The sequence below is a fragment of the Glycocaulis sp. genome, from assembly GCF_051859565.1.
Classification (GTDB): Bacteria; Pseudomonadota; Alphaproteobacteria; order Caulobacterales; family Maricaulaceae; genus Glycocaulis.
The window spans coordinates 381,873-397,150 of record NZ_JBHYFK010000001.1 but is presented as its reverse complement, the minus strand read 5'-3'; the positions used below and the strand labels follow the sequence as shown (position 1 = coordinate 397,150).

The 15,278-nt window shown below is 63.4% G+C and carries 17 protein-coding genes; 9 read left to right on the top strand and 8 right to left on the bottom strand.

Annotated elements, in window-relative coordinates; translation table 11 throughout:
* Positions 1–153: 153 nt before the first annotated feature.
* The 3 genes from fabB to ACTIGC_RS01875 form a co-directional block, all read right to left on the bottom strand.
* On the bottom strand, positions 154–1,365 hold the full coding sequence (gene fabB, locus ACTIGC_RS01885) for a beta-ketoacyl-ACP synthase I (RefSeq protein ID WP_439632797.1): 1,212 nt from the start codon (positions 1,363–1,365) through the stop codon (positions 154–156).
* Positions 1,362–1,898, bottom strand: coding sequence for a 3-hydroxyacyl-[acyl-carrier-protein] dehydratase FabA (gene fabA, locus ACTIGC_RS01880; protein ID WP_127565332.1), 537 nt, complete (start codon positions 1,896–1,898; stop codon positions 1,362–1,364). Before fabA ends, fabB begins: the two co-directional genes overlap by 4 nt.
* Before the next feature lie 161 nt (positions 1,899–2,059).
* Positions 2,060–2,653: an SH3 domain-containing protein gene (locus tag ACTIGC_RS01875; protein WP_439632796.1), complete on the bottom strand. Its 594-nt coding sequence runs from the start codon at positions 2,651–2,653 to the stop codon at positions 2,060–2,062.
* 101 nt (positions 2,654–2,754) lie between these two features.
* Here ACTIGC_RS01875 and ACTIGC_RS01870 point away from each other — a divergent pair, with 101 nt between their 5' ends.
* Positions 2,755–3,651 (top strand): MBL fold metallo-hydrolase, encoded by an 897-nt coding sequence (locus tag ACTIGC_RS01870; protein ID WP_439632795.1) that lies wholly within the window; start codon positions 2,755–2,757, stop codon positions 3,649–3,651.
* Between the two features lie 25 nt (positions 3,652–3,676).
* Complete coding sequence (locus ACTIGC_RS01865; protein WP_439632794.1) at positions 3,677–3,850, top strand: hypothetical protein; 174 nt, start codon at positions 3,677–3,679, stop codon at positions 3,848–3,850.
* Here the strand turns inward: ACTIGC_RS01865 and ACTIGC_RS01860 are convergent.
* On the bottom strand, positions 3,847–4,707 hold the full coding sequence (locus ACTIGC_RS01860; protein ID WP_439632793.1) for a LysR family transcriptional regulator: 861 nt from the start codon (positions 4,705–4,707) through the stop codon (positions 3,847–3,849). The genes ACTIGC_RS01865 and ACTIGC_RS01860 overlap by 4 nt on opposite strands.
* A 96-nt stretch (positions 4,708–4,803) precedes the next feature.
* Here ACTIGC_RS01860 and ACTIGC_RS01855 point away from each other — a divergent pair, with 96 nt between their 5' ends.
* Positions 4,804–5,598: a sterol desaturase family protein gene (locus tag ACTIGC_RS01855; protein ID WP_439632792.1), complete on the top strand. Its 795-nt coding sequence runs from the start codon at positions 4,804–4,806 to the stop codon at positions 5,596–5,598.
* 6 nt (positions 5,599–5,604) lie between these two features.
* Here the strand turns inward: ACTIGC_RS01855 and ACTIGC_RS01850 are convergent, their stop codons facing one another.
* The 4 genes from ACTIGC_RS01850 to ACTIGC_RS01835 all read right to left on the bottom strand — a co-directional run bounded on the left by ACTIGC_RS01850 (position 5,605) and on the right by ACTIGC_RS01835 (position 7,710).
* On the bottom strand, positions 5,605–6,084 hold the full coding sequence (locus ACTIGC_RS01850) for a hypothetical protein (protein ID WP_439632791.1): 480 nt from the start codon (positions 6,082–6,084) through the stop codon (positions 5,605–5,607).
* Between the two features lie 114 nt (positions 6,085–6,198).
* Positions 6,199–6,519: a hypothetical protein gene (locus ACTIGC_RS01845; protein ID WP_439632790.1), complete on the bottom strand. Its 321-nt coding sequence runs from the start codon at positions 6,517–6,519 to the stop codon at positions 6,199–6,201.
* A gap of 89 nt (positions 6,520–6,608) precedes the next feature.
* Positions 6,609–6,860 (bottom strand): hypothetical protein, encoded by a 252-nt coding sequence (locus tag ACTIGC_RS01840; protein ID WP_439632789.1) that lies wholly within the window; start codon positions 6,858–6,860, stop codon positions 6,609–6,611.
* An 85-nt stretch (positions 6,861–6,945) separates the two neighbouring features.
* Complete coding sequence (locus tag ACTIGC_RS01835) at positions 6,946–7,710, bottom strand: DUF6065 family protein (protein ID WP_439632788.1); 765 nt, start codon at positions 7,708–7,710, stop codon at positions 6,946–6,948.
* Between the two features lie 116 nt (positions 7,711–7,826).
* On the opposite strand from ACTIGC_RS01835, the gene rlmN reads away from it, so the two are divergent.
* Genes rlmN through ACTIGC_RS01805 form a run of 6 tightly spaced genes read left to right on the top strand, consistent with a single transcriptional unit; the run spans position 7,827 to position 15,249 of the window.
* The gene (rlmN, locus tag ACTIGC_RS01830; protein ID WP_439632787.1) at positions 7,827–8,981 is read left to right on the top strand and encodes a 23S rRNA (adenine(2503)-C(2))-methyltransferase RlmN; all 1,155 of its coding nucleotides are present in this window, start codon (positions 7,827–7,829) and stop codon (positions 8,979–8,981) included.
* A complete protein-coding gene (locus tag ACTIGC_RS01825; RefSeq protein ID WP_439632786.1) occupies positions 8,978–10,312 on the top strand; it encodes an RsmB/NOP family class I SAM-dependent RNA methyltransferase in 1,335 nt (444 codons plus the stop codon). The genes rlmN and ACTIGC_RS01825 overlap by 4 nt, the downstream gene beginning before the upstream one ends.
* A gap of 56 nt (positions 10,313–10,368) precedes the next feature.
* Entirely contained in the window at positions 10,369–11,031 is a 663-nt protein-coding gene (gene rpe / locus ACTIGC_RS01820; protein WP_439632785.1) for a ribulose-phosphate 3-epimerase, read from the top strand.
* A gap of 10 nt (positions 11,032–11,041) precedes the next feature.
* Positions 11,042–12,784, top strand: a complete 1,743-nt coding sequence (locus tag ACTIGC_RS01815) for a heparinase II/III family protein (RefSeq protein WP_439632784.1) — start codon at positions 11,042–11,044, stop codon at positions 12,782–12,784.
* 36 nt (positions 12,785–12,820) lie between these two features.
* Positions 12,821–14,416, top strand: coding sequence for a bifunctional phosphoribosylaminoimidazolecarboxamide formyltransferase/IMP cyclohydrolase (gene purH / locus ACTIGC_RS01810; RefSeq protein WP_439632783.1), 1,596 nt, complete (start codon positions 12,821–12,823; stop codon positions 14,414–14,416).
* On the top strand, positions 14,416–15,249 hold the full coding sequence (locus ACTIGC_RS01805; RefSeq protein WP_439632782.1) for a dienelactone hydrolase family protein: 834 nt from the start codon (positions 14,416–14,418) through the stop codon (positions 15,247–15,249). The genes purH and ACTIGC_RS01805 overlap by 1 nt, the downstream gene beginning before the upstream one ends.
* The last annotated feature ends 29 nt before the right edge of the window (positions 15,250–15,278 follow it).

Sequence of the window (15,278 nt, the reverse complement as noted above, 5' to 3'; positions counted from 1 at the left end):
ACGAAATGAGGTGGACTGCCCGGCGCGCAGCGCCGCAAGCGCGATCCCCGATCAAGTCGGGGACTGGCCTTTGCGCCCGCAGCTTTAGCGAGGAGCGAAGCCCGGCCTGCCCCCGCGAAGGCGGGGGATGGGCTGCGGAACTATAAAAATCCCCTACACCTTCGAGAAGATCACCGTGCCATTGGTGCCGCCAAAGCCGAACGAGTTCGACAGCGCGGTGGTGATCTCGGCCTTTGTCGTCTCACGCACGATGGGCAGGCCGTCAAATTCAGGATCGAGATTGTCGATATTGATGGACGGGGCGATGAAGCCGTCGCGCATCATCAGGAGGCAGTAGATCGCCTCCTGCACACCGGCTGCGCCCAGAGAGTGGCCCGTCATCGATTTGGTGGCCGAGAGTGCCGGGACATTTTTCCCAAACAGATCGCGCAGCGCGCCCATCTCCTTGATATCGCCCACCGGCGTGGAGGTAGCGTGCGGGTTGATGTAGTCGATCTTGCGCCCGCCAGCCTCGGCAATGGCGTTCTGCATGCAGCGCACCGCGCCCTCGCCGGAGGGCTGGACCATGTCATGGCCGTCAGAGGTGGCGCCATAGCCGACGATCTCGGCATAGATTTTCGCGCCGCGTGCTTTCGCCCGCTCATACTCTTCCAGCACCAGAATGCCCGCCCCGCCCGCGATGACGAAGCCGTCGCGGTCCTTGTCAAAGGCGCGGCTCGCGCGCTCCGGCGTGTCATTATAGGCCGAGCTCATCGCGCCCATGGCGTCAAACAGGTTGGAGAGCGACCAGTGCAGCTCCTCGCCGCCACCGGCGAACATCACATCCTGCTTGCCCCACTGGATCTGTTCAGCCGCCGCGCCAATGCAATGCAGCGAGGTCGTGCAGGCCGAGCTGATCGAATAATTCAGCCCCTTGATCTGGAAGGGGGTGGCGAGCGTTGCCGAGCCGGTGGAGGCCATGGCCTTGGGCACCGCGAACGGGCCGATGCGGCGCGGACCCTTCTCGCGGGTAATATCGGCGGCGGTCACGATGGCTTCTGTCGAGGGGCCACCCGTGCCGACGATGAGGCCGGTGCGCGGATTGGAGACATCGCCCGGCTCAAGGCCGGCATCGGCGATGGCCTGCTCCATCGACATATAGGCCCAGCCCGCGCCTTCACCCATGAAGCGCATGGCGCGCTTGTCGACATGGTCGGCCGCCTTTACCGGCGGGCGGGCATGGACCTGGCACTTGAAGTTCAGCTCGGTGTATTCGGGCGCGGCAATCACGCCGGACTTGCCGGCTTTCAGCGCCGCTGCGACCTTTTCCTTGTCTTCCCCGATGGACGAAACAATGCCGATTCCGGTTACGACAACCCGTCTCATGCAGACGCTCCTGACTGGTTCATGTCCTCGGGCTTGAACAGGCCCACGCGCAGATCGGAGGCGGTGTAGATCACCTTCCCGTCCGCCTCGACATGGCCATCGGCAAGCCCGAGCACAAGCTTGCGCATGATGACGCGCTTGAGATCAATCACGTAACGCACATTCTTGACGTCCGGCGTCACCTGGCCGGTGAACTTCACCTCGCCGACACCCAGCGCACGGCCCTTGCCCGGCGCGCCTGACCAGCCAAGGAAGAAGCCGACCAGCTGCCACATCGCATCAAGGCCAAGGCAGCCCGGCATCACAGGATCGCCCTCGAAATGGCAGGCGAAAAACCAGAGATCGGGATTGATATCCAGCTCTGCAACGACCTGGCCCTTGCCGAACTTGCCGCCCTCACCGGAGATGTGGGTGATACGGTCTGCCATCAGCATGGGCGGCAAGGGAAGCTGGGCGTTGCCGGGGCCGAAAAGCTGGCCTTTTCCGCACTCGATCAGACCGTCATAATTAAAGCTGGAAGGGTATTGGGACATGTGTGTCTCTGCCTGATGAGCCATTCTGAACGGCGCGCCTTGGCGCCAGAACGGCGAAGGGATTTTCAAGGCGGTTCACACCGAACCGGCGCTTGCTGATTGGCAGGCAATCTAGACCGGGCAAAGCGCCCGTGTCTCCCCCCGATGCAGCCGTGCCGTGCCTACAGGCCTGCCGCGCCCTGCACAGCGGCTTCCTGCGCCACGGACCGCGCGCCATGACAGGGCGGCCCGGCAGCAGACTCAGGGTCCGGCGCGGCCGCCTGCTCGTAAGCATAGGTGCCCCATAGATGAGCGGCTATGACCCAGCCGCGTATTCCATCGGATTCCAGGCGGCACCAACCGGAGCGGCAACGCTCCAGCCACAGGATCGCGCCGGGTTCGGCGCGTGCTGTCTCCGGCGATTCGACATCGGGGCGGGTGTGCAGCCCGGTTTCCTCGATCACATGCACCGCGCGGCGGCCCGACAGCGTGCGCCGGTGCATCCAGCTTTCCTCGCCCTGCGGGTCGCGCACACGCCGCCAGTCGGAAGTTTCGGCGACGATCTCTACGGGAAGGCCCTGACGGCGATATTCCCAGCGCACCGGATGACTGGTCGACGGGCCGATACGTCCGCGCACCTCGGAGAATTTCAGCGTGACAAAGCGCGGCACGGGCTGGCCCGACGGTGTGTCGCAGGCCTGCGCCCAAGCGGGCGCAGCCGCCGACAGCGCGGCGGTCACAGCAACCAGAACAGGGGCGAGGGCGAAGCGGATCATCACAGCAGCCGAAACTGGCGCGCTGTGGTGAATTCGAGGTTAAGCTTGGCGCCCGGTTGCGCCGAACCATGTATGCTACGGAAAATCCTAGGGAGACACCCATGCTGCGAACCCTCACCACCATAGCTGCAAGCCTTGCCCTGGCCGCCGGGGCCTGCGCGCAGGAAAACGGTTTTGAGACCACCGATCTTGGAGACGGCATCTACATGATCGCCAATGACCGGGCGGGCAATGTGGGGCTTATCGATGCGGGCGATCACCTGATCATGATCGATACCCAGATGCCGCCTTTCCTCGATGATCTTGAAAGCGCGGTACGCGAAGCCAGCGGCGGCCGTGCGCCGACGCTGGTCATCAACACCCATTTCCACGGCGATCACGTGCTGGGCAATGCGCATTTCGCCGCTCTGGGAGCCGGCATTCTCGCCCACCGCAATGTCGCCGAGCGCCTCGCCAACCCGGTCACCAGCCAGCTGACGGGCCGCACGCCCGAAGCGCTGGATGATGATTTCCTGCCGGACATTTTCGTCAGTGAAGCCATGATGCTGACCCGCTTTGGCGTGACGGGCGAGGTCTTGCACTTTGCCAATGCGCACACCGATGGCGACATCATCGTCAATATCGCTAACGCCAATATCATCCATATGGGCGATCTTCTGTTTTCGGGCCTCTACCCCTTCATCGATCTGGATGCCGGTGGCTCGGTAGAGGGCTATATCGCGGCGCTGGACGAGATTATCGGCTTTAGCGATGAGGAGACGCGCTTCATCGCAGGCCACGGCCCGCTTTCATCCCGCGATGACCTGATCGCCAGCCGTGACATGCTGATCGAGGGCCGCGCGCGCGTTGCCGCGCTGGTGGAGGAGGGCCATGACCTTGCGGCCATTCAGGAAGAAAATCCGCTAAGCGACTTCCATGATGCGTGGAACTGGGGTTTCATCACCACAGAGCGCATGACATGGACCTTCTATCGTGACATCACCGGCCTCACGCAATAAGCACAAATTGCCGCCCCTAAGGGTGATGGTATTACCCATCGGGACAGGAGTGCTGCTGGCGCTCCTGTTCACCCTGCTCATGCAAAGCTGGGTGGCGGGCGCCATTGTCGGCACGCTCTTTGCCCTTGGCTTTACCGGCGTGCTGGTGATGACGGCGCAAGGGGCAAAAAAGAAGAAAAAGACGACGCGGCTGCGTTAGTTCACCCCCTCAAAACACGCGCACAGGCGCTCGCGCGCGGCGCTGGCCGGCGCATCACTGCGCCAGATCAGGGCCGGGCGCACGACAAGGCCGGAGACCGGGCCGGGCAGAGGCACAAGCGCGTACTCGGTGAGGATACGCGCCATCACCGGCTCCGGCGCGATCAGGATATGGTCCGACACCGCGCAGGCACGCGCCAGCACGCCATAATCATCGCAGACAATGCCCGGCGCGCCTGCATTCCAGCCCAGCGGAAACTGGCGCAGGCGCTCTGGCGGCGTAGCCGTCGCGATGCGGAAATCCTCCAGCGGCGCGCCTGCAAGCGCCGGGTGGCTGGGGCGCACGGCGGCGGCAAGGCTCTGATCAGGCAGAGCGCGCGCAGCGAGGGCGGGATCGGCCTCGTCATCGCCCCGGTCTGCCACCACCATGTCCAGCTCGCCCCGGCGCAGGCGCTCGATCAACTCCCCGGCAGCGCCAGAGCGCACGGTCAGGCGCGCGGCGCTGCCAGAGGCGTAAAACCGCTTCACCGCATCGGGCAGCAGGCTGAACGCCACTGCCGGACCGGCGCCCAGCCGGATCAGGCCGTCCTCGCCCGAGCGCCAGCGCCTGGCTTCTGCCTCCAGATCACGCGCCTGCTGCACCAGAGCCCGCGCCCGCGGCAGCAGCGCTTCGCCCAGCGCCGTCAAAGAAAGGCGGCGGCCTGCGCGCTCGAACAGCGCGCCGCCGAGCGCGGCCTCCAGCTGGGCGAGGGACTTGGTAGCCGCGGGCTGGGAGACGTTCAGCACACCGGCGGCCGCCGTGAGCGTGCCGTGGTCGGCGCAAGCGATGAAGAGGCGGGCCGTGCGCAAGGTGAGCATGGCCCAATCATGCCGTTTGGTTATGGATAGATCAATTATTTGTATTGGACGTTATGGCAAGGATCACAGATGGTGGGGTCAGGAGGAGCCTCATCCATGTTCGACGAAAAGCTTGTCATCCCGGCCATTTTCATCGGCTTTGCGTGTCTGGAAATCCTTGTGGGGCGGTTCAGCCCCAAGGGCCGGGTCTCGACGCGCGACGCGGTGATCGAGGGGGTTTCCACGCTGACCATCATCCTTCTGACCGTGCCGGCCATTTTCGCGATTGCGCCGCTACTGGTGGAGTGGGTGCGGCCCGGTTCTGAAGGCGCGCTGGCCTTCCTGCCATGGTGGATGATGCTGGCCATATTGCTGATCGGCGATGACATGACGCAGTACTGGTGGCACCGGGCGAGCCACACCTTTCCCTGGCTCTATAACCTTCACCGCGCGCACCATTCGGGCGGGTATATGAGTGTGCGCATCGCTTACCGGAACAATCTTTTCTACTATCTGTTCATGCCCGGAATCTGGGTGTCGGCGGTGCTGGTCCATCTGGGGTTCGGCCCAGTCTATATCGCCTATCTGATCGTGAAAATGAGTGTGATTTTCGGCGCCCATTCCTCCTGGCGCTGGGACGAGCCGCTCTACCGGATCAAGGCGCTCTCACCGCTCATGTGGGTGATCGAGCGCACCATCTCCACGCCCGCCACGCACGCCGCCCATCACGGCCTTCACAAGGAAGACGGCGTGACGCACTACAAGGGCAATTACGGCAATCTGCTCTTCTTCTGGGATGTATTGTTCGGCACCGCCAAGATCACGCGGCGCTATCCCGAACACTACGGGATTGAAGGGCTGGAGCCTGTCAGCACCGCGCGCGAACTCGCCTGGCCGCTGGTGCGGAAGTAGGGCGGGTTAGCCAGCGCGAACCTGCGTCACTTTCGATGAGACATAAAATATTCCCAATAGTGAAAAGAACATCGCCAGCGCCAGCAGTAGCGTCTGGCCGGACTTGTCTTCTGGCCGGATTTTTCTAGACCGGATCAGTTCTTGGGACAATATATTTGCGGCGTGAATGTAATAAAATGCCCCAAAAAACGTAATTAACGCATTCAGGGTGATATCAACAAATGATGCGTTCTGGAGCGCACCTAAGTTGTTTAGGTACACGCTGGCGGCCGCCAGGACGATTATAGACGCAAGCAGGGTAAGTGAGAGTTTCTTGCCTTCTCTTGCCTGTGTAATCACGGCGTATGGTAGGGAAACGATGTAAACTAAAAGCACCGCCGCAATGGTGCGCCCCAGTGCTACCGAATCCGGTACGGCCATCAATATAAAAAGGCCAGAATAAAGCGCATAGTGAATTGCAGGCCGGTAAAATTCGAATAAATTCATATCATTCACCTTGAATGAAGCGACATTTGTCTGCCGTGCTGATCATGACCGCGCGCGGCGCAGCGAAACGGACGAAGAAGAAAACGCGGCTACGTTAGGCGGGGCTGGCGGCAATCAACGGCGCCATTCCTCCATCAACAGCCGAAGGGCCTTTCTCCCTTCGACAGTCCGAAAGCCATCGTACTCCACGGGACTTTTGCAGTTTTCCTGAATTTCCATAATAGCCCGGCGCGCGTTCTCGAGATGCTCCTTTTTGTATTTCATGAGAGTGAGCTCATATAATGCGCTATACTCGAAATCGCTGTTTTCGCCATCGAGGCATGCCTCGATCATGGAGGCGAGTTCGCGGTGTGTCAGGTCATCGAACCCCTTGCCGGGAATCTTGACGTAGGACTTGAAGCCCAACATCCGCAGCATTCTGCTGACAAGGCTCATCGCCCTACCGCCCCTTCCCCGGCTTTGGCTCGGCGGGTTTGAACTCCGCCACGCGCACCTTCGTCTGATGCGGCGCTTTTCCGTCACAATTACAGCGCTAAAGCAAAGTACAAAAATACAATAATACCGACAATAGCATATGCAATCGACAGAATTCTCATTTTTCTATGGTAATCTAGCGCCGTAAAAGTGTTTACGCCAATTACAAATGAAAAAGAGGACCACACCGCAGCAGAATGATAGCTTTCTCTAAACCCTATAAAAATAACAGCATTTACTATTGCATAGTTTATAAAAATCAGAGCTGCTACAATATGACTCCTACCTATAATCGGATTCATACGACTCCCCTATCTCTCAATCAACAGATGCACATATGCCATACAGACAACCTCTCTTATCACGTTTTTGGCTAAGTATTACCCACTACCGCCCCTTCCCCGGCTTTGGCGCGGCCGGTTTGAACTCCGCCACGCGCAGCTTGGTCTTGTGATCGGCGGGGCCTTTTTTGCCGTCCGGCATCAGGCCGCGATAATAGCCCTTCTGCCATTTTTCTTCCGCCGCGTCCTTGTCGCCGGTCTTCAGGCGGCCTGCGAAATCCTCCCGGCTCACCCGCCAGTTATTGAGCTGTTCCAGCGTCTTCGGATCGGACTGGATGGGGCGCAGTTCCGGCGTGATCCGGTCAAACAGATCGCGGCGTACAGGGAAGAAATGGGCCACCGCCTCCCCGGCCTCGAAGCGCACTTCGCCGGGCCGGGTGAAGCGCCAGTTCATGGTGAAGGAATAGGGGCTCCAGTCGGTCTCGATCACGCCCGATAGAGGCGCAATCCCGTCCTTGATGCCGTTGATGGGGCCGGTGACCCATGTGTTCCAGCCCGGCGGCGTGCGCAGCAGGAAACTCATCTCGAAAGTGAGGATGCCCGAGCCGAAATTGGTCATGGCGCTGCCCGGCTGGTGCATGGTCAGCGGATCATCGAGGATCACCTCGACATCCTCCACCCGCACCCCGCCATTCCAGCGCGCGGTGAGGCCTGAGGGCGTGAACACCTCCCAGCCATGCTGGTTGGCCACCGCCAGCGGCAGGCAGCGATAGGCAAAGCTTTCAGGCGTGTCATCCATCCACTGGCGGCGGCCGGAGGCGGCGCGGATGGTGGGGGCCTGCGCGGCGAGGGGATGGCAGAGAAGTTTCATGGGTCAGTCCGGATATTGGCTTGCAGAGCGAGCCTAGCGCGCGCTGTCACGGCAGAGAACCCGCATCGGGCAGGCGGTCTCGCATTTTCGCCCTGATTGGCGTATATCGCGCGGCCATGAGCACGACCCTTGATCTTTCCGCCGCCAACCGGCCCGCCATCACGCCATCCCTTGCCGGGATGACGCGAAACCAGATTCGCGATTCGCTAATCGCCACCGGGCTGGTCGAGGAGAAGAAGGCCAAGATGCGCTCAGGCCAGATATGGCGCTGGGTCTATCAGTACGGCATCACTGGTTTTGCCGCGATGACGGACATCTCCAAGGAGCTGCGCGAGGGCCTCGGCGCGCATTTCACCCTTGCCCGTCCCCGCCTGACCGAGCGTCAGGTGAGCGTCGACGGCACGCGCAAATACCTGATCGAGCTATCACCGGGCGTGGAATGCGAAACGGTGTTCATTCCGGGCGTTGGCCGTTCGGGCGCGCTGTGTGTGTCCAGCCAGGTGGGCTGCACGCTCAACTGCACGTTCTGCCATACCGGCACGCAGGCGCTGGTGCGCAATCTCACCGCCGCCGAGATCGTCCAGCAGGTATTGATCGCCAAGGATGATCTGGCCGAGTGGCCGAGCCGGCTGGAAGACCGCCAGATCACCAATGTGGTGTTCATGGGCATGGGCGAGCCGCTCTATAATCTCGACCATGTCTCTGATGCGATTGACGTCATCTCCGATGGCGAGGGCATCGGCATTGGCCGCCGCCGCATCACGGTTTCCACCTCTGGCGTGGTGCCGAAAATCGAGGAGCTGGGCGCGCGCACCAACACGATGCTCGCGATCTCCCTGCACGCCACCAATGATGCGCTGCGCGACGAGCTGGTACCACTGAACAAAAAATACCCGATTGCCGAGCTGCTGGAGGCGATCCGCGCCTATCCGGAACTTTCCAACTCCAAGCGGGTCACGTTTGAATATGTGATGCTCAAGGGCGTCAACGACTCGCCCGGCGAGGCCAAGGCGCTGGTGCGCCTGCTGCAGGGCATTCCGTCGAAGATCAATCTGATCCCGTTCAACCCGTGGCCGGGTTCGCCTTATGAGTGTTCTGACTGGGACACGATCGAGCGCTTTGCCGACATCGTGAACAAGGCCGGTTATGCCAGCCCGATCCGCACGCCGCGCGGGCGCGATATCCTTGCCGCTTGCGGTCAGCTGCGCTCTGAAAGCGTGAAACAGCGCGCCAGCGAAAAGCGCCGTCTGGAGAGAGAGGCGGGGGCTTGAACCGGAACAGTCCGGGCAGGTCCACTCGCCCCAGACCCCGCCCGCTGACCGCCCGTGAGGCGGCGCTCAAAGCCTTTCTCGCCATGGAGGCGGACGGCGTAGCGCTGGACAGTGCGCTCTCCGCCCAACCCGGCTACAAGGCGATGGAGGCGCGCGACCGCGCCTTTGCCCGCGCGATCCTCTCTGCCGCCATCCGCCGCCGGGGCACGCTGGAGGCGGCTTACAACAGCTTTCTCGACAAGCCCTTGCGTCCGCGCGAGGTGTTTGGCCGGGCCGTGCTCACCCTCGCGTCCGCCGAGCTATTGGTGCTGATGACGCCGCCCCATGCCGTGGTCGATGGCTGGGTCAGGATTACCGGAGCCGCCGAAGAGGGCCGCCGCCTGAAAGGGCTGGTCAACGCCGTGCTGCGCCGCGTGTCAGAGCGGGGTGCGGAGGCATTCGTCGCCGCCGATCCGCTGCCCGATCTGCCAGACTGGCTGCGTGCGCGATGGAGCGAGATTTACGGCGAGGAAACGGCGCGCGCGATGGCGCTGGCCAGAGCCGGTGCGCCGCCGCTGGACCTCTCCACCAAGCCCGGTTTCGATGCGGCTGGCTTTGCGGGCGAAATTGGGGGCGCTGTGCTCCCCACCGGCACGGTGCGCAAGGACGGCATTGGCGATGTCACCGCCCTGCCCGGCTTCGAGGCCGGGAACTGGTGGGCGCAGGACGCAGCCGCCGCCCTGCCGGTAAAGCTGCTGGCGCCCAAGGCAGGCGAGCGCATTGCCGATATCTGCGCGGCGCCGGGTGGCAAGACCTTGCAACTGGCCGCCATAGGGGCCGATGTCGTCGCGGTTGATCGCTCGGAGAAACGCCTGAGACGCGTGACACAGAACCTCGCCCGGACAGGCCTCAAAGCCACAATCATCACCGCCGATGCCACCAGCTGGCAGCCAGAGTCCAAACTCGACGCCGTATTGCTGGATGCGCCTTGCAGCGCGACCGGCACTTTGCGCCGCCGCCCGGACGTGGCGTGGTCGAAGGGGGAGGCGGATATTGCGAGCCTTGCCGCCCTGCAGGCTGCTCTGCTCGACAATGCGTTTGTCATGCTCAAACCCGGCGGGCGGCTGATCTACTGCACCTGCTCGCTGGAGCCGGAAGAGGGCGAAGCGCAGATCGAGGCTTTCCTGAAACGCACGCCCGAAGCGCGCCGCACGGCAGTCTCAGCAGAGGAGTTGCCGGGCCTGGCCGATGCCCTCACGCCGGAGGGCGATGTGCGCACGCGGCCGGATATGTGGGAAAGCGAAGGCGGGCTGGACGGCTTCTTCATCGCACGCCTGGTGAAGCCTGATTAATCCTGACTGGCAGGGCCAGCTTGCCCTTGGCGGGGGGCGCTGATATGCCCGTTACCATGGCGCGCACGGTCAAGATTTCACCCTCCATCCTCTCTGCGGACTTCGCCCGGCTGGGCGAAGAAGTGAAGGCTATCGACGAGGCCGGGGCCGACTGGATTCATGTCGATGTGATGGACGGGCATTTCGTGCCGAACCTCACCATTGGCCCGGCTGTGGTGAAGGCGCTGCGCGGCTGGTCGAAAAAGCCGTTCGACGTGCATCTGATGATCTCGCCGGTCGATCCCTATATCGCCCAGTTTGCCGATGCGGGCGCGGACATGATTACCGCCCACCCGGAAGCCGGGCCGCACTTCCACCGCACCATCCAGACGATCAAATCGCACGGCGTGAAGGCCGGGGCCGCGCTGAACCCGGCCACGCCAGCGGAAATACTGGCGCCTGTGATCGAGGATCTGGATCTGGTGCTGGTGATGAGCGTCAATCCCGGCTTTGGCGGGCAGAGCTTCATTGCCAGCCAGCTGAAGAAGATCGAAGCGCTGCGCAGCCTGATCGATGCAGCCGGCTGCGGCACGCTGATCGAGGTCGATGGCGGGGTGAACCCTGAGACCGCCCGGCAATGCGTGGACGCGGGCGCGGATGCGCTGGTGGCGGGCTCTGCCGTTTTCACCGGCGGACCGGCACGCTACGCGGCCAATATCAAAGCTCTGCGCGGAGGCTGACACAGCGTCCATGGGCACTCTCGTCACGAGCCGGGATATAGGTCAGGCCGCCCTTGGCGCGATGCGCCGCGAGTTTTCCGATTTTGCCAATTTCCTGCCGCCCTACCGCATGTTGTCTCTGTCAGGCGGCGCGGGCAGGCGCACGCTTCACCCGCTTGAACCGCTGCCCGGCGGCGATGCCGCGCGCGGCGCGGCGCTACTGGCCGGCCGGTTCACGCTGGGCGGGGAGACGCTGAACGTGCCCGCAGGCGAAAGCGTCTGGGCCCTACCCGCGCCCTCGCGCGCCTTTGCTGCGCGGCTGCACAGCTTTGAATGGCTCCCCGACCTGCTGGCAGTGCGCGAGGGCGATGCGCAGGACGCGGCCCTCACGCTGATAGATGACTGGCTGTCATGGTTTGGCCGGTGGAACAGCTTTGCCTGGAGCCCGGCCATTCTGGCCCGCCGGGTGCATGTCTGGCTGCAAGTCCTGCCCCTGCTGGACAGCGGAGAGGACCGGCGCGCCCGCGACACCCGGATGAAAAGCCTCGTCCGGCAAACCGCGCGGCTGCGGCGCGCATTGCAACTCCTGCCTGCCAGTGCTGATCGGATTGACGCTGCTATCGCCCTGACGGCAGCCGCAATCAGCATGGAGCTGGGCCAGCGTATACGGCAGGCCGGTGAGCGCCAGCTGGCAGCCGATCTGAAGGCCCAGATTCTTTCCGATGGCGGCCATATCAGCCGCGCACCACTGACCAGCGCGCGCATCCTCGCCGCACTGGTGCAGCTCGATACGCTGGCCAACGCGCAAGGGCTGACCCTCGACACCGAAATCAACCGGGCGATGGACCGGCTGGCAGGCGGGGTCCGCTTCTTCCGCATGGGACCAAAGGGCCTGGCCAGCTTTCATGGCGGCGGCGAAGGATCAACGCGGCTCATCGAAACCGCAATGCGCGGGCGCGAGAAGGTAAAGCCCTTCAATGTCGCGCCCCATTCCGGCTATCACCGGGCAGAGGCAGGCGGCTCGGTCGTGATTCTCGATGCTGCCGGGCCGGCCAAAGGCGCGCACGGGGTGAACGCCCATGCCAGCGCCCTGTCCTTCGAGTTTGCGCCGCCGGGCGGCCGCCTGATTGTTAATTGCGGCTGGAGCGACGACCAGCCTCCGGGCTGGCGCGAGGCCGTGCGCGCCACAGCGGCCCATTCTGCGCTGACCCTTGAAGAGACATCGTCGGCCCGCCTCATCCGTCCGGGCTGGAAGCGCAACCTTCTGGGCGAGCGGTTTGAAACGGGGCCTGATCCGGTTCGGGCCCGGCGCAATGAGGAAGATGTCGGGGTGTGGCTGGAATCCAGTCATGATGGCTATCGGGCACAGTTTGGCGTCGGCATACGCCGGCGACTGTTTCTGGCTGTCGATGGCGGCGATCTGCGCGGCGAGGACGGTATTTACCGCCCCGTCGAGGACGGCCCGCCCGATGATCCTGAAAAGCTTCTCAGCTACGCCATACGCTTCCATCTGCATCCGGGCGTGAAAGCGTCGCTGTCTCGCGATTCCCTTAGCGCCCTGCTGGTCCTTCCCAATGGCGATGGCTGGCGGTTCCGCACCGATGGCGGCCCTGTCCGCCTGGAGCGGTCGGTCTATCTGGCAAGCGGTGCCACGCCTGTGCGTTCCACCCAGCTGGTGATTTCCGGCGAGGCAGAATCCTATGGGGGAGGCGAGCGGCCGCCAAACCGTGTAAGATGGGCGTTCCAGCGCCTTGGTCGCGTCGGCGGGGCGTGATAGCCAGACGCCAGATTTGTATGGAGCATTCCCCTCATGTCGGATGAATTCCTTGCGCCGGTACGCCGTGCGCTGATCTCGGTATCGGACAAGACCGGCCTGGTGGCCCGCGCCCGCAGGCTGTCAGAGATGGGTGTCGAGCTGGTCTCCACCGGCGGTACGCTCGCCACCTTGCGCGAATCCGGGCTGGAAGCGCGCGACGCAGCCGATGTCACCGGATACCCTGAAATGATGGACGGGCGGGTAAAAACCCTGCATCCGCGCATTCATGGCGGATTGCTGGCCCGGCGCGACCGGGAAGATGATCTGGCCTCGATGGAAGAGCATGGCATTCCGGCCATCGACCTTCTCATGGTCAATCTCTACCCGTTCGAGGAAGCCGTGGCCTCCGGCGCGGACATTGAGGGCTGTATTGCCAAGATCGATGTCGGTGGCCCGGCCATGATCCGCGCTGCCGCCAAGAACCACGCCCATGTAACAGTGTGCGTGGAAGGCGATGATCTGGAGAAGGTCATTGGCGAGATGGAAAAGCATGAGGGGCAAACCACGCTCGCCCTGCGCCGCCATCTGGCAGCCAAAGCCTTTGCCCGCACCGCCGCCTATGACAGCGCGATTGCCGAGCGGCTGGCGGCCGAGACGGAAGAGCCCGACAATCGCTTCTTTGCTATTGGCGGCACGCTGTCACAAGGCCTGCGCTATGGCGAGAACCCGCACCAGAACGCGGCCCTCTATGCCAGCCCCGCGCCGCGGCCCGGCATTGTTTCGGCCAGGCAGCTGCAGGGCAAGGAGCTGTCCTACAACAATCTGGCCGACGCAGACGCCGCGTTTGAACTGGTCAGCGAGTTTGACGCTGAAGAGCAGGCGGCCTGCGTGATCGTCAAGCACGCCAATCCGTGCGGGGTCAGCGCTGCCGACAGCCTTGCCACCGCCTATGACCGTGCGTTTGCTGCCGATCCGGTCAGCGCGTTTGGCGGCATTGTCGCTCTTAACCGCAAGCTGGATGCGGATACGGCCGATCTCATCGCCTCGCACTTCACCGAAGTGGTGATCGCGCCGGAAGCCGATGATGCGGCAATGGAAATCCTCGCGGCAAAGAAGAATGTGCGCGTGCTGGTGACGGGTGGCCTCGCCGATCCGGCGCAGGCCGCCTGGATGGTCAAGTCGGTGGCGGGTGGCCTGCTGGTCCAGTCGCGCGATACCGGCCATGTACTGGCCAGGGATCTCAAAACCGTCACCGAACGCGCGCCGAGCGAAACCGAGCTGGCCAATTTGCTGTTCGCATGGCGCGTGGTCAAGCATGTGAAGTCCAATGCCATTGTCTATGCCAAGGGCGGCACCACCTCCGGCATCGGCATGGGCCAGACCAGCCGGCTGGATGCGGCCGTGCTGGCGGCGCGCAAGGCAGAGCTGGCCGCGCAGGAAAATGGCTGGGACGAACCGCGCACGCGCGGCTCTGTGTGCGCCTCGGATGCCTTCTTCCCGTTTGCTGACGGGCTGAACGCGGCCATTGAGGCCGGTGCCACGGCCATCATCCAGCCGGGCGGCTCGATCCGCGACGAGGAAGTCATCAAGGCCGCCAACGAGGCCGGCCTTGCCATGGTCTTCACCGGCATGCGCCATTTCCGGCACTGATGGTCTGGCGGGCCGCCATTGTGGCGCTCACCGCGCTGCTGCTGGCAGCCTGCAGCAATGCGCCTGATACGCTTGAACAGCGTATCGCCATGCTGGAGCCGTATATCAGCGTTCAGATGCCTCAAGACACCTCGGAACCTGTCCCGGCGGTGCTGATGTTTTCCGGCTGCGGCGGGGTGATCTCCGTCCAGCATGACTACGCCGCCATTGCCAATGAGGCGGGAGTAGCCGCGCTGATCGTGGACTCCCACGCGGCTCGCGGGATTGGCCGGATGGGCGCCCGCCTGACGGTATGTACCGCTGCGCGGATGCGGGGCGATGAACGGGCGGGTGATGTTGTTGCCGCCCTCGCCCATGCCCGGTCACTGCCCGGCATTGATGCCTCCCGGCTGGCCCTCATCGGCTGGAGCCATGGCGGCTGGACCTTGCTGGACACGTTGACGCTGGCCCATGACGGCGCGCCGCCCGGCGGGATGGACGCGATGCCGGACAATGCGCTGGAAGGTGTTCACTCGGTCATGCTGGTCTATCCGTGGTGCGGCTTTCTCAGCCGGGTGCATCGCCACGCCCTGCCTGCCTCTCCGCCCGTCCACGCCCTTCTGGCCGCTGATGATATGATCGCCAATCCGGGTGCCTGCGCCGACATGTTCACATGGCAGAGCGAAGACGGCGCGCAGATTGAATGGCAGGTGCTCGATGGCCTGACCCATGCCTTTGACGCGCCTGACGAGCGGTTCGATCCGCGCGTCCGTCATGATGCGGAGGCTACAGCCTTTGCCCATGACTGGTTCGCAGCCCGCCTCCGCGCGAGCCTGCAGGGCACTGCACACTAGCGTTTCACCGCGCACTCGCGCATGGTGAA

Coding starts and splice junctions, on each gene's coding strand:
- ACTIGC_RS01845 (WP_439632790.1), bottom strand. CDS start 6,519: ATGAGCCTTGTCAGCAGAATGCTGCGGATGTTGGGCTTCAAGTCCTAC.
- purH (WP_439632783.1), top strand. CDS start 12,821: ATGTCGGATGAATTCCTTGCGCCGGTACGCCGTGCGCTGATCTCGGTA.
- ACTIGC_RS01815 (WP_439632784.1), top strand. CDS start 11,042: ATGGGCACTCTCGTCACGAGCCGGGATATAGGTCAGGCCGCCCTTGGC.
- ACTIGC_RS01855 (WP_439632792.1), top strand. CDS start 4,804: ATGTTCGACGAAAAGCTTGTCATCCCGGCCATTTTCATCGGCTTTGCG.
- ACTIGC_RS01865 (WP_439632794.1), top strand. CDS start 3,677: ATGGTATTACCCATCGGGACAGGAGTGCTGCTGGCGCTCCTGTTCACC.
- fabA (WP_127565332.1), bottom strand. CDS start 1,898: ATGTCCCAATACCCTTCCAGCTTTAATTATGACGGTCTGATCGAGTGC.
- rpe (WP_439632785.1), top strand. CDS start 10,369: ATGGCGCGCACGGTCAAGATTTCACCCTCCATCCTCTCTGCGGACTTC.
- ACTIGC_RS01840 (WP_439632789.1), bottom strand. CDS start 6,860: ATGAATCCGATTATAGGTAGGAGTCATATTGTAGCAGCTCTGATTTTT.
- ACTIGC_RS01850 (WP_439632791.1), bottom strand. CDS start 6,084: ATGAATTTATTCGAATTTTACCGGCCTGCAATTCACTATGCGCTTTAT.
- ACTIGC_RS01805 (WP_439632782.1), top strand. CDS start 14,416: ATGGTCTGGCGGGCCGCCATTGTGGCGCTCACCGCGCTGCTGCTGGCA.
- ACTIGC_RS01860 (WP_439632793.1), bottom strand. CDS start 4,707: ATGCTCACCTTGCGCACGGCCCGCCTCTTCATCGCTTGCGCCGACCAC.
- fabB (WP_439632797.1), bottom strand. CDS start 1,365: ATGAGACGGGTTGTCGTAACCGGAATCGGCATTGTTTCGTCCATCGGG.
- ACTIGC_RS01835 (WP_439632788.1), bottom strand. CDS start 7,710: ATGAAACTTCTCTGCCATCCCCTCGCCGCGCAGGCCCCCACCATCCGC.
- ACTIGC_RS01875 (WP_439632796.1), bottom strand. CDS start 2,653: ATGATCCGCTTCGCCCTCGCCCCTGTTCTGGTTGCTGTGACCGCCGCG.
- rlmN (WP_439632787.1), top strand. CDS start 7,827: ATGAGCACGACCCTTGATCTTTCCGCCGCCAACCGGCCCGCCATCACG.
- ACTIGC_RS01870 (WP_439632795.1), top strand. CDS start 2,755: ATGCTGCGAACCCTCACCACCATAGCTGCAAGCCTTGCCCTGGCCGCC.